Source organism: Nocardia iowensis (assembly GCF_019222765.1).
In the GTDB taxonomy this organism is placed as follows: Bacteria; Actinomycetota; Actinomycetes; order Mycobacteriales; family Mycobacteriaceae; genus Nocardia; species Nocardia iowensis.
Genome location: NZ_CP078145.1, coordinates 4,188,940 through 4,207,917, shown reverse-complemented (window position 1 = coordinate 4,207,917; position 18,978 = coordinate 4,188,940). Strand labels below are relative to the sequence as shown.

Sequence of the window (18,978 nt, the reverse complement as noted above, 5' to 3'; positions counted from 1 at the left end):
CATTACCGGTAGTACTGGATACCGGCGGTTGTCGGAAGGGGCGCAGATGCACCCGTATGACGTGGTGATTCGCGGCGGATCGGTGTTCGACGGGGCAGGGTCCGCACCGCGTACGGCCGATGTCGGCATCAAGGACGGCAAGGTGGTGGCGATCAGCGCCGAGCCGCTGCCGGACGGCGCGCGGACCGTCGACGCGATGGACAAGTGGGTCATTCCGGGCATGCTGGACGTGCACACCCACTACGACGCGGAAGTGCTCGGCAATCCCGGCCTCGGTGAGTCGGTGCGGCACGGCGTCACCTCCGTGGTGATCGGGAATTGCTCGCTGTCCACGGTGTATGCCGACGCCGACGATTGTGCGGACATGTTCGCCAGGGTGGAGGCGCTGCCATGGGATGCGGTGCACTCGGCCGTCAAGGAGCACAAGAACTGGGACGGCCCGCGCGCCTATGCCGACTCGCTCGCTTCGCGTCCGCTCGGTGCGAATGTGGCGGCGCTGCTCGGGCACTCGGATATTCGCGTGGCAGTGATGGGATTGGGTCGCGCGGTGGATCCGCAGGTGCAACCGACCAGCGACGAGCTGAAGCGGATGCGGCAGATGCTCACCGACGCACTGGATGCCGGGTTCCTCGGCCTTTCCACCATCCGCAGTTCGTTCTCCAAGCTGGAGGGTGTGCGGTTCCCGACCAGGCAGCTGCCGTCGACCTACGCCAGCTGGCGTGAGTATGCGGCGTTGAACAAGATTCTGCGGCAACGGAATCGGATCCATCAGAGCACGCCGAATCTCACCTCCCGGCTGGAGATAGCGCGCTACTTCGCGGAGAGCGCGGGCCGATTCCGTAAGCCGCTCAAGACCACGCTGATCGCGGGCATGGACGTGAAGGCCGATCGCACCACCGCGCGCGCCGCGACCACGGCTGCCTGGATCGCGAACACGCTGGGCGGGGCCGAATTCCGGTGGCAGCACCTTCCGGTGCCGTTCGAGGTCTATGCCGACGGCGTCGATCTGGTCGTCTTCGAGGAGTTCGGCTCCGGCGTCGCGGCGCTCAACATCCGCGATGTGATGAAACGCGGCGAACTGCTGGCCGACGAGTCCTATCGCAGGCAGTTCCGCAAGGACCTCGCCAAGAAGTACGGGCCTCGGGTGTGGCATCGGGACCTGTACGACGCGCAGATCGTCGCCTGCCCGGCGTCCGAGGTGGTCGGGAAGTCGTTCGGCGAGGTGGCCGACGAGCGTGGCATCCATCCCGCCGATGCGCTGCTCGACCTGGCGGTCGCGCACGGCTCGAAGCTACGCTGGCGCACCGTCATCGCCAACGACCGGGACGACGTGCTCGATCGACTCCAAACCTCCCCGAACGTCCAGGTCGGGTTCGCCGATTCCGGTGCGCACCTGCGCAATATGGCCTTCTACAACTTCGGCCTGCGCATGCTCGAACGGGTGCATCAGCGCAAGTTCATGTCGATAGAAGCCGCAGTACACCGGTTGACCGGCGAATTGGCCGACTGGTACGGCCTGGACGCCGGCCGCCTGCACGAGGGTGCCCGTGCCGATATCGCCGTCATCGACCCCGCGGGCTTCGACGCTTCCAGTGCGGCCTACGCCGAAGCCCCGTTCCCCGGTATCGCCGGGCTGAACCGCATGGTCAACCGCAACGACCGCGCCGTCGCCGCCACTCTGGTCGGCGGCCACCTCGTCTACGAATACGGCACCTTCGCCCCCGGCTTCGGCACCACCCTCCACGCAGGCACCTTCCTCACCCCCGTCTAGCCCCCAGAACGGGACCTGGCTGCGGCAATTGCCGAAAGCCCGCTCAGTCCCGTCCCGTTGAGCGAACAGCCGATCCGTCGCGCGATGAATTTCCGCGTTGGGTGGCGTCTCAGGTCGTGGGCAGGAATGATCCACGGCGAGGAGAGACGATGACCGATACCGAGGTGCGCAAGGCGATCGCGGCGGAACGGACCGACCTGGCCGAGCTACTGGCGGGGCTCGACGCCGAGAGTTGGGACGCGCCGACGCTGTGCAGCGGCTGGCGGGTGCGTGAGGTCGTCGCGCACATCACCCTGCCGTTTCGCCTGTCCCTGCCGCGCTTCGCGCTCGAAATGCTGCGGGCCGGAGGCAGTTTCAATCGGATGTCCGATCGCAGCGCCCGCACCGACGCGGCTCGGCTCACGGCCGAGGACCTGCTGAAATCGCTCTGGGACAACGTCGACCATCCCTGGAAACCGCCTGGCGGTGGCTTCACCGGCGCGTTGAGTCACGACGTCATCCACGGCTTGGACATCACGGTCGGTCTCGGACTCGACCGAAAGGTGCCGGAGGATCGGTTGCGCCTGGTGCTCGGCGACATCAATCCGAAGCACGTCAAGTTCTTCGGGGTCGACCTGAAAGGCCTAGAGCTTCGCGCCGACGATATGGACTGGAGTTACGGCTCCGGCGAAATCCTTTCCGGCGCCGCCCAGGATCTGCTGCTGGTGTTGTGCGGGCGAAAACTGCCCGCAGGGAAGCTGCACGGAGACAAGGCGAAGCGTTTCACTCGCCGCTGACCAGCCGGGCAATAATGCCGAGCCGTCGATGACCTTGTCGAGTTACAGTCGGATGGTGACTTGGATCGCGCCCGACCTCACTCGAACCGACGCACCGATGATCGCCGCCGAGCGGCAGATGTTGCAGGGCTGGCTCGACTTTCACCGTGACACGCTGCTGCTGAAATGCGCGGGCCTCGACGCCGAGCGGCTGCGGAAGCGGTCCGTCGAACCGTCGACGCTGTCGCTGCACGGGTTGGTCCGGCACATGACCGAGGTGGAGCGCGGCTGGTTCCGCCTCGCCGCCGCCGCCGAAGACGTGCCGTACGTCTACGGCAGCGAGGACGACCCGGACGGCGACTTCGACACCGAAGGCGCCGACGCCGCAACCGATTTCGCGGCATACCGGCGCGAGATCGAACTGGCCGACGCCGCGGTGGCCGACCTGCCCCTCGACCACACCTTCGTCCACCCCAAACGGCCGGACCTGCAGTTCAACCTGCGCTGGGTCTACCTGCACATGATCGAGGAATACGCCAGGCACAACGGGCATGCCGACCTGCTGCGTGAACGCATCGACGGTGCCACCGGCGATTGACCTGCTCAGAGCGGGTGCTTGCTGACCCAGGCCGCGACCTGGGCGCGGGAGGTGAACCCGAGCTTGGTCAGGATATGGTCGACGTGGCTCTCCGCGGTACGGATCGAGATGACCAGCTCGGCGGCGATCCGTTTGTTGCTATAGCCCGCCGCGACCAACCGTGCGACGTCCTTCTCCCGCCGGGTGAGCTGATCGTCGGCAACAGATTTCGACATGGGCAGCGGTGGCTGCTCGGTGCCGAGGGCGTAGCGCACCGCCTCGTCGAGGGTGAGGGCGGCACCGGCGTCGAATGCGGCGCGAAAGTCCGTGCCTCCCAGGGTGTTGTGTACCTGGAGCCGCACCTTCTCGCCTACCGCGTCGGTCATCGCGTGCGCCAGCCGCTGGGTGCTTCCGCGCCGCACCGTCGCCGCGGCGCCCATCAACCGCGCGGCTCGCTGGTGGTCGCCGCACGCGGCCGCCGCCCAGGCGAGCCCGTCGAAGGCTGACGCCGTCCATACGCAGCGATCGAACAATGCCAGTAGCTCGATCGCGCGGCGCAGCTCCTCGATTGCCTTGTCCTCGTCGCCGTTTCGCCAATGGTTGGTCCCGACCGCCCAGGAGGCAAGGCCACCGAGCAGATGCGAACCGTGCTCGGTGGATTTGGCCAGAAAATGCTCGGCCAGCGTCCCCGCGCGGGGGTCCGCCAGCACCATCGCGCACACATACGCGAACGCGAGGCTCTCCATCTCCGCACCGTGGTGCCCGCACGCGCGAGCTTGCTGCGCGGCATCCTCGGCGAGCTCGAGGGCACGCACCGGATCGGACTCGGCGAACGCCAGCACAGCCGCCAGCAGCGTCGCCTCCACCAGTGCCTCTGCGGCGGCCAATTCTGTTGCTATAGCCACGCATTCGCGCAGATACTCGTTGGCCGCCACGGTGTCCGACAGCATCGCGGCAATGGCGGAGGCGGCCGCCAGCGCCCGCGCCCGATCCGTGGTGTGCGCGAGATCCTTGCCCAGCGCGTCCAACAGCCAGCGGTAGCCCTCCAGTAGGAAACGGTAGTGCTCCCAGAACGGCCGCAATTCGGAGGCGATCTGCAGCCCCCGGTGTGCGCCGTCCGGGTCGGCGAGCGCGAATCGCAGTGCCGCACGAAGATTCGCGTGTTCGCGGGTGACGTCGCGGAACCAGGCGACGTCCGCGTCGCCCCAGTACTCGGTGCGGCTCCGCCGCGCGACCCGGTAGTAGTGGTCGCGGTGCCGGAGTCGGACCGCGTGCTCGTCGCCGTGCGCGACGAGCCGGGCCAGCGCGAACTGCCGCAGCGGCTCCAACATGGTGTAGCGGCCCGCGCCGTCGCTGTCGGCGCGATGACCGAGCACCGACTTGTCCACCAGACCGGTGAGTGCGTCGACCAGCGCGCCGGGCGGATCGATCACGCACACCGCCTCGGCGGCGGCCAGATCGAACCCGCCCGCGAACACCGCCAGTTGCTCCCATAAATGCTGTTCGTCCTGCGTGCACAGGTCATAACTCCAGCGGATGGCTGCTTCCAGGGTCTGCTGCCGTTCCGGTGCGGTGCGCAGGCCGGTGGTGAGCAGGCGCATGGTGTCGTCGAGCCGGTCCAGCACCTGGGCCGGTGTGAACGCGCGCAGTCGCAGCGCCGCCAGCTCCAGTGCCAGCGGAATGCCTTCCAGGCGAAGGCAGATCGCCGCGAGCGCGCCGAGATTGGCGTCGGTGACCCGGAATTCGGGGTTCGCGGCGGTGGCGCGGTCGATCAGCAGTCGCAGCGCCGCGGTCTCGGTCACGTCGACAGTGCCCGATTCTTCGTCCCTTTCGGGTACCGGCAGCGGAGCCACCGGCAACACCTGCTCCCCCAGCACGCCCAGCGGCTCCCGGCTGGTGGCCAGCACCCGCACGTCGGGTGTGCTGGCGATCAGCCGGTCGACGAGGGCGGCGCAGGCGTCGATCAGGTGCTCGCAGTTGTCGAGGATCAGTAGCAGGTGTTTGCCGCCGAGGTAGTCGGTGAGGCTCGCCAGTGGCGCGCTGGTGTCGTCGCGCAGACCGAGCGCCTGCGCGACGCTCAGCGCCACCAGTTCCCCCTCGTTGACGTGGGCCACCTCGACCAGCCACACACCGTCCGGAAAGGCGCGCCGCACCGCGTCGCCCACCCGCCGGGCCAGCCGGGTCTTGCCGACACCGCCCGGCCCGGTCAGGGTGAGCAGTCGCGTGCTGGACAACAGTTTCCTGGCGGCGGCGACTTCGCGGTCCCGCCCGACGAAGCTGGTCACTTCGGCGGGAAGGTTTCCTGTCACGTACCGCGCCACGCCGCTTACCTTCGCACGGACGACCGTGACCCCGGGCGTTTTGCCCGAAGATGCCGCTCTCGTCAGGGTGTCCGGATGGTCGGGTAGACAGCCTCGAACAGGGTGCGCAGTTCGGCGGCGGTGATCTCCAATCCGGTGGCGTCGGTGTGCGCTTGGACGTGCCTGGCGAAGTCGATCTGCAGGTGTCGCGGCAGGTCGATGCCGAACTCCGTCTTCAGCAGGTACGCGATGCCGCCCTTGCCCGACTGCGAGTTGACCCGGATGACGGCATCGTAGGTGCGGCCGATGTCGGCCGGGTCGATCGGCAGATAGGGGACCTGCCAATCCAGCTGGCGTTCGGGGATTCCCGTTCGCGCGGCCCGGGCACGATGCGCCGCCATGCCCTTGTTGATCGCGTCCTGGTGGGTGCCGGAGAACGCGGTGTGCACGAGATCGCCCACGTACGGGTGCCGTCCGGGTATCGGCATGCGGGTGCAGTATTCGACGGTCCGACGGATCTCGTCGATGTCCGAGAAGTCGATCATCGGATCCACGCCCTGCGCATGCAGATTCAGCGCGAGGGTGGCGATGTCGACGTTGCCGGTGCGTTCGCCGTTGCCGAAGAGGCAGCCTTCGACCCGTTGCGCACCCGCCAGTACGGCCAGTTCGGCGCACGCGATGCCGGTGCCGCGGTCGTTGTGCGGGTGCACGGACAGGATGACGCTGTCGCGCCGGGCCAGGTTGCGGTGCATGTATTCGATCTGGTCCGCGTAGACGTTCGGGGTCGCGACCTCCACTGTCGCAGGGAGATTCAGGATCACCGGGCGCTGCGGGGTCGCGTCCCACAGGGTGGTCATCCGGTCGCAGAGATCGAGGACGTAGTCGGGCTCGGTCAGGTTGAACACCTCGGGTGAGAACTCGAACCGCACGTTCGGCAGGTCGGCGGTGCGTTCCAGGACCTCTCGGCCACCGGCGAGAATCAGCTCCCGCAGTGCGGCCCTGTCCTTGCCCAGCACCGTGTTTCGCCAGGTGGGGGCGGTCGCGGCGTACATATGGACGACCACGTTGGGCAATCCTCGGACCGATTCCACGGTGCGCCCGATGAGATCCTTTCGCGCGGGCGTGAATACGACGATGGCCACGTCGTCGGGCGCGAGGCCGGTGTCGGCGATCAGGCGGACGAAGTCGTAGTCGGTACGTGAGGCGGACGGGTAGCCGACCTCGATTTCCTTGTAGCCCATGGCCACCATCAGTTCGAAGAAGCGCCGCTTGCGCTCGGGGTCCATGGGTTCGGCGAGGGCCTGGTTGCCGTCGCGCAGGTCGACCGGCACCCACAGGGGTGCCTCGGTGATCCGCGCTTCGGGCCAATCGCGCTGGGTGAGCGGCACCTCCACTCGGTCGTAGACGGAACGGTAGCGGTGCGATGGCATTTGGGAGTGCCGCTGCCGATTCCACGCCGGTGCACTGCTGGGAATCTCGCCCATGGGGGTATTGATCGTCGGGAAGGACATGCTCGGGTCTGCTTTCTGGCCGTTCGGCCGTCACAAAAGAACGGTGACCGGCTACGACAAAGCCCCACGGCGGGGGGCCGGTCGTTCAGGCCCCGCCGTGGCGGCTAAGCAGAAGCATGGTGCGCATGATGGCTAGACTATACACAACTCCTCAGACAAGTAGAGAGGTTGCGATGGTTTCGCAGGTACGGCGCCACCCGCTGGCTGCGCAGGCGGCCGAGCTGCTGCTGGCGCGCATCAAGGCAGGCGAATGGCCACTGGGACATCGCCTTCCGGGCGAGACGACGCTCGCCGCACAGCTCGGGGTCGGCCGCTCGACGCTGCGTGAGGCGATCCGCGAGCTGGCGGGCAAGGGCGTGCTCGACAGCCGTCAGGGTGCTGGCGTATTCGTCACGGCCCTGGACACGACCGACGACTGGGACGTCGTGCTGCGCCGCGCCACCATCGCCTCGGTGATCGAGGCCCGCATCGCCATCGAGGCGGAGGCCGCCGCGCTCGCCGCGCGGCGCCGCACACCCGCCGACCTTCGTGCCTTGCGCCGCGCACTGGCCGCGCGCGAGGCACACGGCGAACCGATCGCCGACCACGTCGACGCGGACATGGCCTTTCACCGCACCGTGCTCGTCGCCGCGCACAACGAGGTGCTGACCCAACTCTTCGACAGCTTCCTCCCCCGGCTGCGGCTCGCGATGATCGACATGCTCAAGATCCGCCCCGTCCCGTCCGAGGCCGCCGATCACGCCGCACACGAGCGACTGGTCGACGCGATTGCCGCCCGAAATTCCACGGCCGCAGCGGAATTCAGCCGCTCCCATCTGACTACTTTGCAGGAGGCATTCACATGACCGGCGCGCCGGTGCTCGAACTGACGGACGTGACGTTCCGCCGCGAGGGCAAGAAAATCATCAACGGCATCTCGCTGACCGTGCACGCGGGCGAACACTGGGCGCTGCTCGGGCCGAACGGCGCGGGCAAGAGCACGCTGCTCGGCTTCTGCGGTGCCGTCATGTTCCCCACCACGGGCACGGTGCGCGTGCTCGGCGAACAGCTCGGCCGGGTCGAACTGCAACGCCTGCGCCGCTCCATCGGCCATGTGAACCCGCGCCATCCGCTGCGTTATCCCCTGACGATTCGCGAGGTCGTGCTGACCGGCCTGACCGCCACCATCGATACCCCGATGCGCTGGACCCCCACGGCGGACCAGCTCGCTCGCGCCGACGCGATGATCGACACCGTCGGCCTAACCGGCAAGGCCGACAACACCTGGCCGACGCTGTCCCAGGGCGAGCGCGGTCGCACCCTGATCGCCCGCGCCCTCATCGCCGAGCCCCGGCTGCTGCTGTTCGACGAACCCTCCACCGGCCTGGACCTCGCCGCCCGCGAACAACTCCTGGAAACCATCGACACCCTCGGCGACACCCACCCCGAGGTCGCCTCGGTCCTGGTCACCCACCACCTCGAGGAACTCCCGAGCACGACCACCCACGCCCTGCTCATCGCCGACGGCCACACAATTGCCGCGGGCCCCGCCCGCGAAACCCTCACCACCGACACCGTCACCACCGCCTTCGCCCACCCCGTCGAGGTTCGCTACGACGGCCGCTGGACCGCCCGAGCCGCCCACACCCGCCCCGCCTGGCCCACCTAGCCGTGTGCCGCTCGCGAAAATTTTTCGGGGAGAATTTCGGGCGAGGTGTCGATTCGGGGGGTGGCCGTTCGATGCAGTGAGGTGAGGGTCGGACGATCCTGACGACGACGAGCAAAGGACGCCAGATGCGCTACATGATGTTGATCCATGTCGACCCGGCCACCGCGCCGGAGCCGGACGCGGCACTGATGGAGCAAATGGGCAAGGTGATCGAGGAGATGACCAAGGCGGGCGTGCTGCTGGACACCAATGGACTGCGCCCGATCACCGAGGCCACCAAGATCACCCAGACCGGCGGCAAGCAGACCGTGATCGACGGCCCGTTCACCGAATCCAAGGAGGTCGTCGGCGGATACTGCATCCTGCAGACGAAGTCGAAGGAAGAAGCCGTGGAATGGTCCGCACGGTTCCTCGCGGTGCACGGGCCGGAGTGGGATATCGAGGTCGAGATCCGGCAGATCGCCGAACCGGCCTGATCGGGGACGGCGGATGAGCCCGGACCAGTCGGCCGAGCAGGCCCGCCGCGCCGTGGAAACGGTGTGGCGGATGGAATGGCCGCGGCTGGTCGCGGGGCTCACCCGCGTCGTCGGCGATATCGACGCCGCCGAGGAACTGGCGCAGGACGCGTTGGTCGCGGCGCTGGAGCAGTGGCCGCGCGACGGGGTGCCGCCGAATCCCGGCGGATGGCTGATGCTCACCGCCAAGCATCGGGCCATCGATCGGGTTCGACGCAACCAGACGTTCGCCCGCAAGCTGGCAGAACTCGGTCACGAACTGGTGACCGAGCAGCCGGACTCGCCGGAACCGGACAATGCCGTCGAGGACGATCTGCTGCGGATGATGTTCACCGCGTGCCATCCGGTGTTGCCGGAGCAGGCGCGGGTGGCGCTCACCCTGCGGCTGCTCGGCGGCCTGACCACCGAGGAGATCGCCCGCGCCTTCGTTGTCACGGAATCGACGGTGGCGCAACGCATCGTCCGCGCCAAACGAACGATCGCCGCGAAACGGGTGCCCTACGAGGTCCCCGGCAGCGATGAACTGCCCGAGCGGCTGAACTCGGTCCTCGCCGTCGTGTATCTGATCTTCAACGAGGGATACTCGGCGACCACCGGCAACGATTGGGTCCGCTTCGAGCTGTGCCAGGACGCACTCCGGCTCGGCCGCGTCCTCGCTGAACTGCTGCCCGCCGAACCCGAGGTACACGGACTGGTCGCGCTGCTGGAACTACAGGCCTCGCGGCTGCCCGCACGGACCGGGCCCGCGAATGATGTTGTCCTGCTTGCCGACCAGAACAGGTCGCGATGGGACCGGTTGCTGATCCGGCGCGGGTTGGCGGCGCTCGGTCGCGCCAACGCCGTCGCACGGGACCGTTCTTTGCCACCGGGCAGCTACGCGTTGCAGGCGGCGATCGCCGCCGTGCATGCCATGGCGGCGACGCCGGGCGATACCGATTGGCGGCGCATCGCCGGGCTGTACGCGGTGCTGGCCGAACGCTTTCCGTCGCCGATCGTCGAATTGAATCGCGCGGTGGCGGTGAGCAAGGTGCACGGCCCCGCCGCCGGTCTGGACCTCGTCGACACGCTGGTGACCGCGGGTGTGCTGGATACCTATCATCTGCGCTACGCCGTGCGTGGGGATCTACTCGTCCAGCTGGATCGCTACGAGGAGGCGCGTGCCGAGTTCACCCGCGCCGCGGAATTGACCGGCAATAAGGCCGAACGGGCGCTGCTGCTCGATCGCGCGGCCGCATCGGCTCGCAGGGCATCCGTCGCCGGTGAAATTCGATCCGGCGGTACATGAGACGGTTCAGTAGATCGTTGGCAAACTTCCGGTGACTCGTGGCATCTCGATGGTGTCGTCCTCACCGGCCGCCCGGACTTCGGCCAACTTTTCGAGGAATGCTTCCGCGGAGCCGAACCTGGCCGCGACCTGCGCGAGCAGCTGTTCGGCTGGTTTCATGAAGTCCATGTCCCTCAGCATGACCGGTCACCTGACCGACACAGCCGCCGTTAGCACATAGTTTGCCGAAATGTCTTGCCTGCGCAAGCGCGGCCTGATTCCTGCCACCGGACCGATACGGTCGATTCGGCGGCAGGACACGCTCGGCTCAGGCGCGGCGGATGGGTTGAAAGGTTTGTGTCGCGTCGGTGGTGAGGAAGATCCCGACGAGGCGGTACACCTCGGCCGGCTTTTCCACGACCAGCAGGTGGGACGCGCCGGGAACGATGGCGAGCTCGGAATTCGGGATCGCTCGGTAGAGGGCGATCGTGTGTTCGAGGCTCATCGCGTCGTCGTCTGCGGCGATGACCAGGGTCCGGCTGGTGATGCCGCCGAGTTCCTCGACGGTCAGCGTCGGTTCGGCCCGCGCCATCCGGATCAGCTTGTCGGCGACGACACCGAAGTGCTCCTCGCCGTCCGGTGACACCTCGCCGTAGCGGGCCGCCAAGCGCCGCATCGGTTCCTCGTGCGCGAAACCGTCCAGCACGCCGGGCAACAGACCGTCGTGGTGGAAGTTGCCGCTGATCGAGACGAGCTTGCGCACCAGATCCGGTCGGCGAATCGCGACCAGCAAGGCGACGATCGCGCCGTCGCTGTAGCCGACCAGGTGCGCGGAACCGCCGACCACCGTGTCCAGAAAAGCGATGGTGTCCTGTGCCATTAGGTCGTAGGAGATCGGCCCCTCGACATCAGGGGTGCGGCCGTGACCGCGCCGATCCATGCGGTAAACCCGGAAATGCTCGGCCAGTCCGGCGACCGCCGGCTCGAACGACCGTGAGTCCACGAACCCGCCGTGCAACAACAGCACCGGCTCGCCGTCGCCCGTTTCGTCATACCAAGTCCGGACCTCGCCGAGCTGAACATCTTTCGCCATGCGCAGATCATGCTGGATCGCCGATCGAAGACACGAGGCAGACCCTGCGCGCTGTGCGGAGCGACACGTTCTTTTCCGCGCCGACCTATTGCCGCAGCTCGAATTCGTCTTGCGGCTCGGCGCGGTCCTCGGCTTCGGCCAGTTCCTTCAATGTCAGCAATTGCTTGCGCATCATGACGAGGTCGCCGAGGGCCAGCAGGCGGCCGATGATCCGCGGCCCGCCCATCCGCACCCGGACGACCAGCCGCGTACCCGCCCCCTCGGGACGCACCGCATAGGTGACGCAGATCTTCCCCGTCACCAGGGTGATGTGGTCGCTCAGCACGAAGGAGACCAGCTCGAACTGCCCCATGAAGCGTTGTCCCACTTCGAGTTCGGCGAGCTGGGGGTCGCGACGCCGTGGGCTCGGACGGCCCCAGCGATCAAGGATGTCGTAACTGTATGGGGCGACCCGCAATTGGCACAGCCAGGCATAGACCAGACCATACGGAGCGTCGATGCTGATGGCCCGATCCGCCTGCACCCCTTCCGGTTGCAGCTCGTCACACGGCAGTGGGTCTTCCCGCTCGGCCGCGGTGGCGCCCCAGACCAGTCCGGGGATCATGCCGCGGCCGCGATACGACGCAGCATCCCGCGGACCACGAACTTGTGGGCGCCGGTGCCGATGACCAGGGCACGGTAGATCTTGCCGTGCAGGCCAGGGAAATTCGCCAAGGACTTGGCACGGACCCGGGTCCGGCTCGGGCCTTCGTCATCGAGTTCGAAGATCAGGGCGTACTCCGAAAACCAGTGCCGCCCTTTCAAAGCCAGCCGGGCGGGTGCCGCCGCGGAATCCAGCACGAAGCCGGACGGTGCGGTGGACGGATCCGCCGGATTCTTGCAGACGACCTGCAACACTGCCTTCCAGGCCCGGTCGCGATTCGCGTCGACGGATCTGGCATGCTCATCAATATAGGATAGACGCTCCATATAGAAGGAACGTACTAGTAAATGGCGCCTCCCCGCAAGCACGACACCGACGTGATCCTCGACGCAGCGCGCACCCTGGTGCTCGCCGACGGCCCGCGCGCCGCCAGTGTGGCGGCCATCGCCGAGGCCAGCGGTGCGCCGGTCGGCACGCTGTACCACCGCTTCGGCAATCGCAACGGCGTGCTGACCGCCGCCTGGCTGCGCGCACTCGAACGTTTCCAGGCGGGCGCCCTGGCCGCCGCCGAGCACCCCGACCCGGTCGAGGCAGGCGTCGAGATGGTGCGCGCCGCCCTGACGTTCGGCCGCGAATTACCCGACGACGCAAGACTTCTGCTCAACCTGCGTCCCAGCGACCTACTCGACGGCGGTCCCGACGAGGACTTCCGCGCCCGCCTCGCCACCATGAACGCCCCCCTCTTCGAACACCTCCGCCGCATCGCCATCGGCCTGTTCGGCCGGGCGGACGCCCGCGAAATCGACGCCGTCAGCCGGGCGGTAGTCGACCTCCCCTACGCCGCCCTCCGCCACCACGCCCACGCCCCCACCCTCCCCGACTGGCTCGACACCGACCTCCCTGCCGCCGCCCGAACCCTTCTCACCTCCTACCACCCGCACGCTTCGTCGAACGGGACATGACAGAGCGCCCACTCACACTCCGGCGCAGCCACGTCCCGTTCGCCGCCGAGGTCGTCGCCGAGCGGGGCGTGACGGAGCGGTCACTCGGGATTCGGCACGGCCAAGTCCCGCTCGCCGCGCCGACCTAGGGCGGTCGCCGACCGGGACATGACGGGGTGGGTGCTCGGGAATCGGCGCTGCCAGGTCCCGTTGGACGGGGTCAGGAGGGGTCGGTGACCAGGGTGGGGGTTAGTTCGTTGAGGTCGTTGATGACGTGGGCGGCGAGGGCGAGGGCGTCAGGGGCGGGTGGGTATTCGGGACGGGGGGCGGCGATCACGCGCATGCCCGCGGCGTGGGCGGAGCGGAGGCCGTTGCTCGAATCCTCTACCGCGGCACACTCGGTGGGGCGTTGGCGAAGGAAGGCGGCCACGGCCACATAGACGTCGGGAGCCGGTTTGCCGCGGTCGACCTCTTCGGTCGAGAAGGTGACGTTGAAGAATTCGATCAGTCCAGTGCGGCCGAGGACGACGTCGATCAATGCCCGCGGCGACGAGCTGGCCACGCCGAGCGGCCATTTCTCACTCATCCGCTGCACGGCGTCGATCGCGCCCGGCAGCAGCGGGACATCGCGGTCGTAGTGCGCGGCCATTCGGTCGATCACCTCGCGCGCCACCGTGTCCGGCGGTTCATCGACACCGAGGTCGGTGCTCAGGTACTCCGACCATTCCCGGGTACTCATGCCCATCAACCGTTGCTGAGCATCGGGCAGCCACTTCCCGCCGCGTTCGGCGACATAGTCCCGCCGTACCCGCTCCCACACCGGCTCGGAGTCGATCAGTACGCCGTCCATGTCGAAGACAACCGCCGTAATACCCATCTACCCAAAGCCTTTCGCCAGCCGGACCGGTCATTGCGTTCGGTGATCGACGTCTATCGAGCCGACGCCACCCACCTTCTTGTTCCCCCCTGGATACCCGATTGATGATCGTGAACCACCCTAAGCCAACCCGGACGATTCCGACCCGACCCGCCGACCCGCCAAGTCGCCCCGCGCCGCGAGCATTCGGTGGGCAACCTATAACGTGTTCCGCATGAACGAACAGCAGGCCGGTGACTCGCTGCCGAGCGAGGAGCACCACGAGGGCGCGTTCCGGCCGATGAGCGAGCTGATCAACGCGCAGGAAAGCAACGTCGACATCACCCGCGGCGGTCCGCACTACGGCGAGTTCGTCGAGCAGGTGCGCGGACTGATGGATCGCGCCCGGCTCGCCTCCCCGTCGGACGAGCTCGCGGTGGAGACGATCGGCCTGCTCAAGCAGCTCAACGACAAATTGGACGCCGCGATCGTCGACGAGTGGTCGACACCCACCTGGACGCGCCACGACCTGCCCGCCCGCGGCAACATCACGCTGCCACCGTTCATGATCGACCACGCCGACCGCGACGGTGTCGACGCCCGCATCACCTTCCGCACCTTCCATCTCGGCGGCAACAATGCCGCCCACGGCGGCCAGATCGCCGTCGGCTTCGACGACCTGCTCGGCATGGCCGCGGCGGTGCACGCGGGCGCGGTGACCAGGACCGCGTCGCTCACCGTCGATTACCGCTCCATCACACCGCTCGACACCGAACTCCGGGTCCGCGCCTGGGCCGAACGCCAAGAGGGCCGCAAGGTCTACGTCCGCGCCACCCTGCACGACGGCGACCGCCTCTGCGCCGAAGCCAACGGCCTGTTCATCGTCCTGAAGCCCGGCCAGCCGTGAGTTCTTCCTGAGTGGCCGGAACCGCTGCCGCCATTGCCCTGACGATGCCGGTCACCGGTTCGGAAAGTATGCCTCCCGGTATTCCCCGAAACGTTCGTCGACCTGTTCGGCGGTGAGACCGAAGTCGGCGAGGGTGTAGCGGTGGGCGGGACGTGCTGCGCCGGAGGTGCTTTGCGCGTGCAGTGACGTCATCGCCGACGTTGCCTCCTCGGTCAACGGCAGATCGAAGTGCCGGTAGATCGATGCGACGGTGCCGATCGGGTCGGCGACGAAGTCGTCGTAGTCGACGTCGCAGAATTGGGCGGCGTTGTGGCGCTTGCGGTCTGCCAGGAAACGGTCGGCGCCGCGGGCCCACAGGTCCAGTTGGGTGGCGCCGACCACCGGTCCGCGGAACTTGTCCGACCAGCCCGCCGAGGCCTGCTCGTTGAGGCTGCATACCGAGGCGATGATGGTTCGCGGGTCGCGGTGCATCTGGATGACGAGCGCGTCCGGGTAGACCTCGAAAATGGCGTCGAGGGCGAACAAATGGCTCGGGTTCTTCAGTACCCAGCGTCGTCTGGCGTCGGGCAGGCCGATCAGCTGGAGGTTGCGCCGGTGCCTGCGATAGGCGGCGGTCCAGTCCTGCTCGCGCAGCCACTCGGAGTAGCCGGGCAGATAGGCGAGGCATTCGTAGGACACCGACATGGCCGACTGCCGGAGCAACTGCCAGCACTCCTCCACCTGGTCGGCCGAAATATGGTGCACGCCCATGAATTCGGGATGCTCCACGTGATGCTTCTCGAATGCGGCCTCGATCCGCTGGTACACCGGATTGCTCGCCCACGTCTCCCGCGGCGGCCGGGGCTGTGGCATTTCGGTCAGCCACATCTCCAAGCCCTGGTGCGCCGGGTCGGCGTTGAGCAGCCGGTGTACCGCCGTCGTCCCCGAGCGCGGCAGCCCGGTCACGAAGATCGGCTGCTCGATCGCCACCTCGGCGTGTTCCGGAAAGCGTTGCCACGCGGCCTCACTCAGCAGCCGGGCGATCAGCGCCCCACGCAGGAACGCGCGATTCACCTTGTTGCCGAACGGCGTCAGCTCAGCGTCCTCGGCATAGGACTCGAGCAGCACTTCGAGGCCCGTGCGGTAGTCGTCGGCACCGAAATCGTCCAGCCCGACGACCTTGGTCGCCGACGCGTGCAGATCGTCGATGGTCCCGACATCGTCCCTACCGATCACTTCATCTCCTCAATAGTGGTGCGCGACAACCGCACCCGTTCAGTGGTGGTATTCGCCGCCGTTGACATCCAGGCAGGCCCCGGTGATCGCGCGCGCCATGGACGACGCGAAGAACACGACCGCGTCGGCGATCTCGTCGGGTTCGGGCAGCTTGCGCAGGTCGATGGTCTTCGCCGTCTCGGCATAGACCTCGTCGGCGGTAATGCCGCGCTGTTCGGCCAGATAATTGAAGTACCACTTCAAGTTGTCGGCCCAGATGTAGCCCGGGGCAATGGTATTGACCCGGATGCCGCGCGGTCCGAGCTCGGTGGCCAGGCTCTGCGCCAGCGCGAGCAGGCTTGCCTTGGCCATCTTGTACGGCCCGAAGGTGCGCCGGGAGTGCCGCAGCACCGCCGAGTTGATCATCACCACCGAACCCTTGGACTCGTCGAGCGCGGGGAGGAACAGCCGCGTCAACCGCAGCGCCGCCAGCACATTGGTCTCGAAACCGGCGCGCACCTGGTCCAGGTCGACGTCGGCGAGGTCCATGATCGGCGGGATCGCGAACGCGTTGTTCACCAGGGTGTCCACCCGGCCGAACGCGCGCTGCGCGGTCTCGACAAGATTCGCGGCGGCGGCCGCGTCGTTGATGTCGGTCGGCACCACCACCGCGCGCCTGCCGAGCTCGGTGATTTCCTTGGCCACCTCGGTGAGTCGCGATTCGGTGCGCGACGCGAGGACCACGTCGGCGCCTGCCTGCGCGCTCCGCACCGCGATGGCTCGCCCGAGCCCGGGGCCCACTCCGGAGACGACGACAACTTTGTCCTGCAACAACATCAGCCGAGCATCCTTTCCGCGACCGCGGCCTGCCGCACCGCGATTCGTGCGCGCCATTCTTCCGGCGTGACCCCGGCCTGGTCGTAGAACGGAAGCCGGTGCGGCAGTTCGGCTACCGGCACCACCTCGACCGTCGGCCCGTCCTCGGGCTTCATGTCGCGGGAGAGCCGCTGCCAGCGGAACTGGAGATAGCCGCGGGCATGCCCGGTGCGTTCGATCCAGTTGGCCAGGCCGGGATTTCGCTCGCTGACCACCAGCCGGATCATGCCGTCGGGGTCCACCCGCGCTTGATCGGCGGTGAGGCTGGTCTGGTGGTTGATGTAGTCCAGCGACAGGTACCACATGCTGCCGAGCTGGAAGCCTTGGTACGGCGCATCGGATTTCGGCACCGTAATGATCATCGCCTGATCGTCGTCCAGCTCGTAGTGGCCCGCCGAGGAGAACTGGGTGGTGAGACCGCCGGGCGTGGACCTCGGCTCGGTCATTGTGTTCACCGGCAGGTTCAGATAGAACCATTCCGGGAACGCCAGGAAGGTTTTCAGCCGGGAGATCAGCATCTTGCCCGCGACGCCGTACCGCTTGGTCAGCAGGTCCTTCGTCAGCGGCGGTGGCGCGGCGCCGATCCCGTCGACCCGGGCGATCCTGATAGTGCCGGGCTTTTCCGCGGCCCAGTCGCTGTAGACCTCGCGGACCACCAGCATCGCGGAGTCGGCGGCGAGGTGCACGTACCCCGGGCGCGCTTCGCCCGGACCGAGTCGGAGTTCGTAAGACCCGTCCGGACCTACTTCCAGCGAACGGTCGTCGAAGGCGGTGAGGCTGTCGGGCACCTCCACCGGCGAGTAGTTGCCGTTCAGCACCTGGAAGCTCAGATCCCTTGTAGTGCCACGCTTTCCGGTGACCACATACTCCGCGTCCGGGCGCAGATACGAGTGGTAGTAGAGCGTATCCGGGTTATCCAGGCCCATCTTCGTGTACGGGCCGGTGGACTGAACGAAGAACGGGAAGTCCCGCTCGTAGGCCCACGCCATCTGCAGGGCCGCCCGGATGCTGCCCGCCAGGTAGTCGTAGCCCTCGACGAGGTCCTGTTCGGTGCGGATGTGCGCGGCGCCGGTGATGATCTGCTCGGCGGCGGCAATGGCGTCCGCGAACGGCTGTGTCAGCAAAAGGCTCTCCGTTGAGTGTTCCAAATATGTACCGCTCTGGTACATTTCATCTGAGGCAAGATTAGAACGTGTTCTAGGAGTGGTCAATGGTCGACCGTCGATCCGCACCCACCGTGCGGGTGGTGCAGGTACTGGATTACCTCGTCGAGCAGCGGGGCAAGCGGTTCGGCCTGTCCGAGCTCGCGCGGGCGCTCGACCTCGCGAAACCGACCTGCCTCGGCATCCTGACCGAGCTGACCGCAGGCGGCTACCTGGTGCGCGACGCCGACACGCTGACCTACGGCCTCGGACCCGCGCTCATCGCGGCGGGCCGGGTTGCTCAGGACAGCTTCGCGATATCCGCGCTCGCCCGCACCGAGCTGGAGAAACTCACCGCGCGATACCGCACCACCTGCACCGCGTCGGCCGTGGTCGGCGACCAGATCATGGTGCTGGAAAGCACCGGGCCTGGCATGGTGAAGGTCGGCGCGGCCTATCACTTCGCGCCGCCCGTCGGCCTGATGTACGTGCTGTGGGACACCGACGCCGCGTTCGACGCCTGGCTGGCCAAGCCCCCGACCGTGCCGCTACAGCAGGACGAGGCGCGATTGCGGCAGGTGGTCGCCGAATGCCGCGAGCGCGGCTACCTCGTGGAAAGCCTCACCTCCGCCGGGCGGCGCCTGTACTCGATGCTGGCGGGTTTCGCCGCCCGCGAGCTGCCCGACGAGCTGCGTGAACTGGTCGGCGAGCTGGTCACGAGCCTCGGCGAGCGGGTGTATCTCGGCACGGATCTGCGGCCGCGCAAGGAGCACCCGGTCAGCCTGCTCGCCGCGCCCACCTACGGCGGCGACGGCAGGCAGAACATGGTGCTGACCATGTACGTCGGCGCGTCCATCACCGGCGCCGAAATCGACAGGCGCGGAACAGCCCTCGTCGCCGCGGCGGATGCGGTGACGGCCGCGTCGGGCGGTCAGCGACCACAGCCGTGAATCACACCCATTGCCAACAATCGAAACGTGTTCTA

At 67.5% G+C, this 18,978-nt stretch carries 20 protein-coding genes and 1 pseudogene; 11 read left to right on the top strand and 10 right to left on the bottom strand.

Annotated elements, in window-relative coordinates:
• Positions 1-46 precede the first annotated feature (46 nt).
• The 3 genes from KV110_RS19405 to KV110_RS19395 all read left to right on the top strand — a co-directional run bounded on the left by KV110_RS19405 (position 47) and on the right by KV110_RS19395 (position 3,124).
• Entirely contained in the window at positions 47-1,771 is a 1,725-nt protein-coding gene (locus tag KV110_RS19405; protein ID WP_218477756.1) for an N-acyl-D-amino-acid deacylase family protein, read from the top strand.
• A 149-nt stretch (positions 1,772-1,920) separates the two neighbouring features.
• On the top strand, positions 1,921-2,547 hold the full coding sequence (locus KV110_RS19400) for a maleylpyruvate isomerase family mycothiol-dependent enzyme (protein WP_218477754.1): 627 nt from the start codon (positions 1,921-1,923) through the stop codon (positions 2,545-2,547).
• 55 nt (positions 2,548-2,602) lie between these two features.
• Positions 2,603-3,124 carry a DinB family protein gene (locus KV110_RS19395; protein WP_218477753.1) on the top strand — a complete coding sequence of 174 codons (522 nt, stop codon included), beginning with the start codon at positions 2,603-2,605 and terminating at the stop codon, positions 3,122-3,124.
• A gap of 5 nt (positions 3,125-3,129) precedes the next feature.
• Here the strand turns inward: KV110_RS19395 and KV110_RS19390 are convergent, their stop codons facing one another.
• Both KV110_RS19390 and KV110_RS19385 read right to left on the bottom strand, forming a co-directional pair.
• Positions 3,130-5,412, bottom strand: coding sequence for an ATP-binding protein (locus KV110_RS19390; RefSeq protein WP_246634639.1), 2,283 nt, complete (start codon positions 5,410-5,412; stop codon positions 3,130-3,132).
• A 95-nt stretch (positions 5,413-5,507) separates the two neighbouring features.
• A pseudogene (locus KV110_RS19385) lies at positions 5,508-6,833 on the bottom strand (2-isopropylmalate synthase); the annotation flags it as partial.
• Positions 6,834-7,087: 254 nt separating this feature from the next.
• On the opposite strand from KV110_RS19385, the gene KV110_RS19380 reads away from it, so the two are divergent.
• From KV110_RS19380 to KV110_RS19365, 4 genes are all read left to right on the top strand, one after another.
• On the top strand, positions 7,088-7,759 hold the full coding sequence (locus tag KV110_RS19380) for a FadR/GntR family transcriptional regulator (RefSeq protein WP_218477751.1): 672 nt from the start codon (positions 7,088-7,090) through the stop codon (positions 7,757-7,759).
• Complete coding sequence (locus KV110_RS19375; protein WP_218477750.1) at positions 7,756-8,562, top strand: ABC transporter ATP-binding protein; 807 nt, start codon at positions 7,756-7,758, stop codon at positions 8,560-8,562. Before KV110_RS19380 ends, KV110_RS19375 begins: the two co-directional genes overlap by 4 nt.
• 125 nt (positions 8,563-8,687) lie before the next feature.
• A complete protein-coding gene (locus tag KV110_RS19370) occupies positions 8,688-9,038 on the top strand; it encodes a YciI family protein (RefSeq protein ID WP_218477749.1) in 351 nt (116 codons plus the stop codon).
• A 13-nt stretch (positions 9,039-9,051) separates the two neighbouring features.
• Positions 9,052-10,362, top strand: a complete 1,311-nt coding sequence (locus KV110_RS19365) for an RNA polymerase sigma factor (protein ID WP_218477748.1) — start codon at positions 9,052-9,054, stop codon at positions 10,360-10,362.
• Between the two features lie 6 nt (positions 10,363-10,368).
• Here KV110_RS19365 and KV110_RS19360 read toward each other — a convergent pair whose 3' ends face one another.
• The 4 genes from KV110_RS19360 to KV110_RS19345 all read right to left on the bottom strand — a co-directional run bounded on the left by KV110_RS19360 (position 10,369) and on the right by KV110_RS19345 (position 12,403).
• Positions 10,369-10,542: a hypothetical protein gene (locus KV110_RS19360; RefSeq protein WP_218477747.1), complete on the bottom strand. Its 174-nt coding sequence runs from the start codon at positions 10,540-10,542 to the stop codon at positions 10,369-10,371.
• A gap of 127 nt (positions 10,543-10,669) precedes the next feature.
• Positions 10,670-11,434: an alpha/beta fold hydrolase gene (locus KV110_RS19355; protein ID WP_218477746.1), complete on the bottom strand. Its 765-nt coding sequence runs from the start codon at positions 11,432-11,434 to the stop codon at positions 10,670-10,672.
• A gap of 85 nt (positions 11,435-11,519) precedes the next feature.
• Complete coding sequence (locus KV110_RS19350; RefSeq protein ID WP_218477745.1) at positions 11,520-12,038, bottom strand: hypothetical protein; 519 nt, start codon at positions 12,036-12,038, stop codon at positions 11,520-11,522.
• Positions 12,035-12,403, bottom strand: a complete 369-nt coding sequence (locus KV110_RS19345; RefSeq protein WP_218477744.1) for a hypothetical protein — start codon at positions 12,401-12,403, stop codon at positions 12,035-12,037. Before KV110_RS19345 ends, KV110_RS19350 begins: the two co-directional genes overlap by 4 nt.
• A gap of 21 nt (positions 12,404-12,424) precedes the next feature.
• On the opposite strand from KV110_RS19345, the gene KV110_RS19340 reads away from it, so the two are divergent.
• Entirely contained in the window at positions 12,425-13,039 is a 615-nt protein-coding gene (locus KV110_RS19340) for a TetR/AcrR family transcriptional regulator (protein ID WP_218477743.1), read from the top strand.
• Positions 13,036-13,167, top strand: a complete 132-nt coding sequence (locus tag KV110_RS41820; protein WP_281427777.1) for a hypothetical protein — start codon at positions 13,036-13,038, stop codon at positions 13,165-13,167. Before KV110_RS19340 ends, KV110_RS41820 begins: the two co-directional genes overlap by 4 nt.
• A 71-nt stretch (positions 13,168-13,238) precedes the next feature.
• Here KV110_RS41820 and KV110_RS19335 read toward each other — a convergent pair whose 3' ends face one another.
• Positions 13,239-13,895 (bottom strand): HAD family hydrolase, encoded by a 657-nt coding sequence (locus KV110_RS19335; protein WP_218477742.1) that lies wholly within the window; start codon positions 13,893-13,895, stop codon positions 13,239-13,241.
• Positions 13,896-14,109: 214 nt separating this feature from the next.
• On the opposite strand from KV110_RS19335, the gene KV110_RS19330 reads away from it, so the two are divergent.
• Complete coding sequence (locus KV110_RS19330; RefSeq protein ID WP_218477741.1) at positions 14,110-14,781, top strand: PaaI family thioesterase; 672 nt, start codon at positions 14,110-14,112, stop codon at positions 14,779-14,781.
• 51 nt (positions 14,782-14,832) lie between these two features.
• Here KV110_RS19330 and KV110_RS19325 read toward each other — a convergent pair whose 3' ends face one another.
• Genes KV110_RS19325 through KV110_RS19315 form a run of 3 tightly spaced genes read right to left on the bottom strand, consistent with a single transcriptional unit; the run spans position 14,833 to position 17,975 of the window.
• Positions 14,833-15,996 (bottom strand): sulfotransferase family protein, encoded by a 1,164-nt coding sequence (locus KV110_RS19325; protein WP_218477740.1) that lies wholly within the window; start codon positions 15,994-15,996, stop codon positions 14,833-14,835.
• A 39-nt stretch (positions 15,997-16,035) separates the two neighbouring features.
• Positions 16,036-16,812, bottom strand: coding sequence for an SDR family oxidoreductase (locus tag KV110_RS19320; protein ID WP_218477739.1), 777 nt, complete (start codon positions 16,810-16,812; stop codon positions 16,036-16,038).
• A complete protein-coding gene (locus KV110_RS19315; RefSeq protein WP_218477738.1) occupies positions 16,812-17,975 on the bottom strand; it encodes a hypothetical protein in 1,164 nt (387 codons plus the stop codon). The genes KV110_RS19320 and KV110_RS19315 overlap by 1 nt, the downstream gene beginning before the upstream one ends.
• Before the next feature lie 86 nt (positions 17,976-18,061).
• Between KV110_RS19315 and KV110_RS19310 the strand changes: the two genes are divergently transcribed.
• On the top strand, positions 18,062-18,943 hold the full coding sequence (locus KV110_RS19310; RefSeq protein ID WP_218477737.1) for a helix-turn-helix domain-containing protein: 882 nt from the start codon (positions 18,062-18,064) through the stop codon (positions 18,941-18,943).
• Positions 18,944-18,978: the final 35 nt, after the last annotated feature.

Coding starts and splice junctions, on each gene's coding strand:
- KV110_RS19405 (WP_218477756.1), top strand. CDS start 47: ATGCACCCGTATGACGTGGTGATTCGCGGCGGATCGGTGTTCGACGGG.
- KV110_RS19400 (WP_218477754.1), top strand. CDS start 1,921: ATGACCGATACCGAGGTGCGCAAGGCGATCGCGGCGGAACGGACCGAC.
- KV110_RS19380 (WP_218477751.1), top strand. CDS start 7,088: ATGGTTTCGCAGGTACGGCGCCACCCGCTGGCTGCGCAGGCGGCCGAG.
- KV110_RS19375 (WP_218477750.1), top strand. CDS start 7,756: ATGACCGGCGCGCCGGTGCTCGAACTGACGGACGTGACGTTCCGCCGC.
- KV110_RS19370 (WP_218477749.1), top strand. CDS start 8,688: ATGCGCTACATGATGTTGATCCATGTCGACCCGGCCACCGCGCCGGAG.
- KV110_RS19365 (WP_218477748.1), top strand. CDS start 9,052: ATGAGCCCGGACCAGTCGGCCGAGCAGGCCCGCCGCGCCGTGGAAACG.
- KV110_RS19360 (WP_218477747.1), bottom strand. CDS start 10,542: ATGCTGAGGGACATGGACTTCATGAAACCAGCCGAACAGCTGCTCGCG.
- KV110_RS19355 (WP_218477746.1), bottom strand. CDS start 11,434: ATGGCGAAAGATGTTCAGCTCGGCGAGGTCCGGACTTGGTATGACGAA.
- KV110_RS19350 (WP_218477745.1), bottom strand. CDS start 12,038: ATGATCCCCGGACTGGTCTGGGGCGCCACCGCGGCCGAGCGGGAAGAC.
- KV110_RS19345 (WP_218477744.1), bottom strand. CDS start 12,403: ATGGAGCGTCTATCCTATATTGATGAGCATGCCAGATCCGTCGACGCG.
- KV110_RS19340 (WP_218477743.1), top strand. CDS start 12,425: ATGGCGCCTCCCCGCAAGCACGACACCGACGTGATCCTCGACGCAGCG.
- KV110_RS41820 (WP_281427777.1), top strand. CDS start 13,036: ATGACAGAGCGCCCACTCACACTCCGGCGCAGCCACGTCCCGTTCGCC.
- KV110_RS19335 (WP_218477742.1), bottom strand. CDS start 13,895: ATGGGTATTACGGCGGTTGTCTTCGACATGGACGGCGTACTGATCGAC.
- KV110_RS19330 (WP_218477741.1), top strand. CDS start 14,110: ATGAACGAACAGCAGGCCGGTGACTCGCTGCCGAGCGAGGAGCACCAC.
- KV110_RS19320 (WP_218477739.1), bottom strand. CDS start 16,812: ATGTTGTTGCAGGACAAAGTTGTCGTCGTCTCCGGAGTGGGCCCCGGG.
- KV110_RS19310 (WP_218477737.1), top strand. CDS start 18,062: ATGGTCGACCGTCGATCCGCACCCACCGTGCGGGTGGTGCAGGTACTG.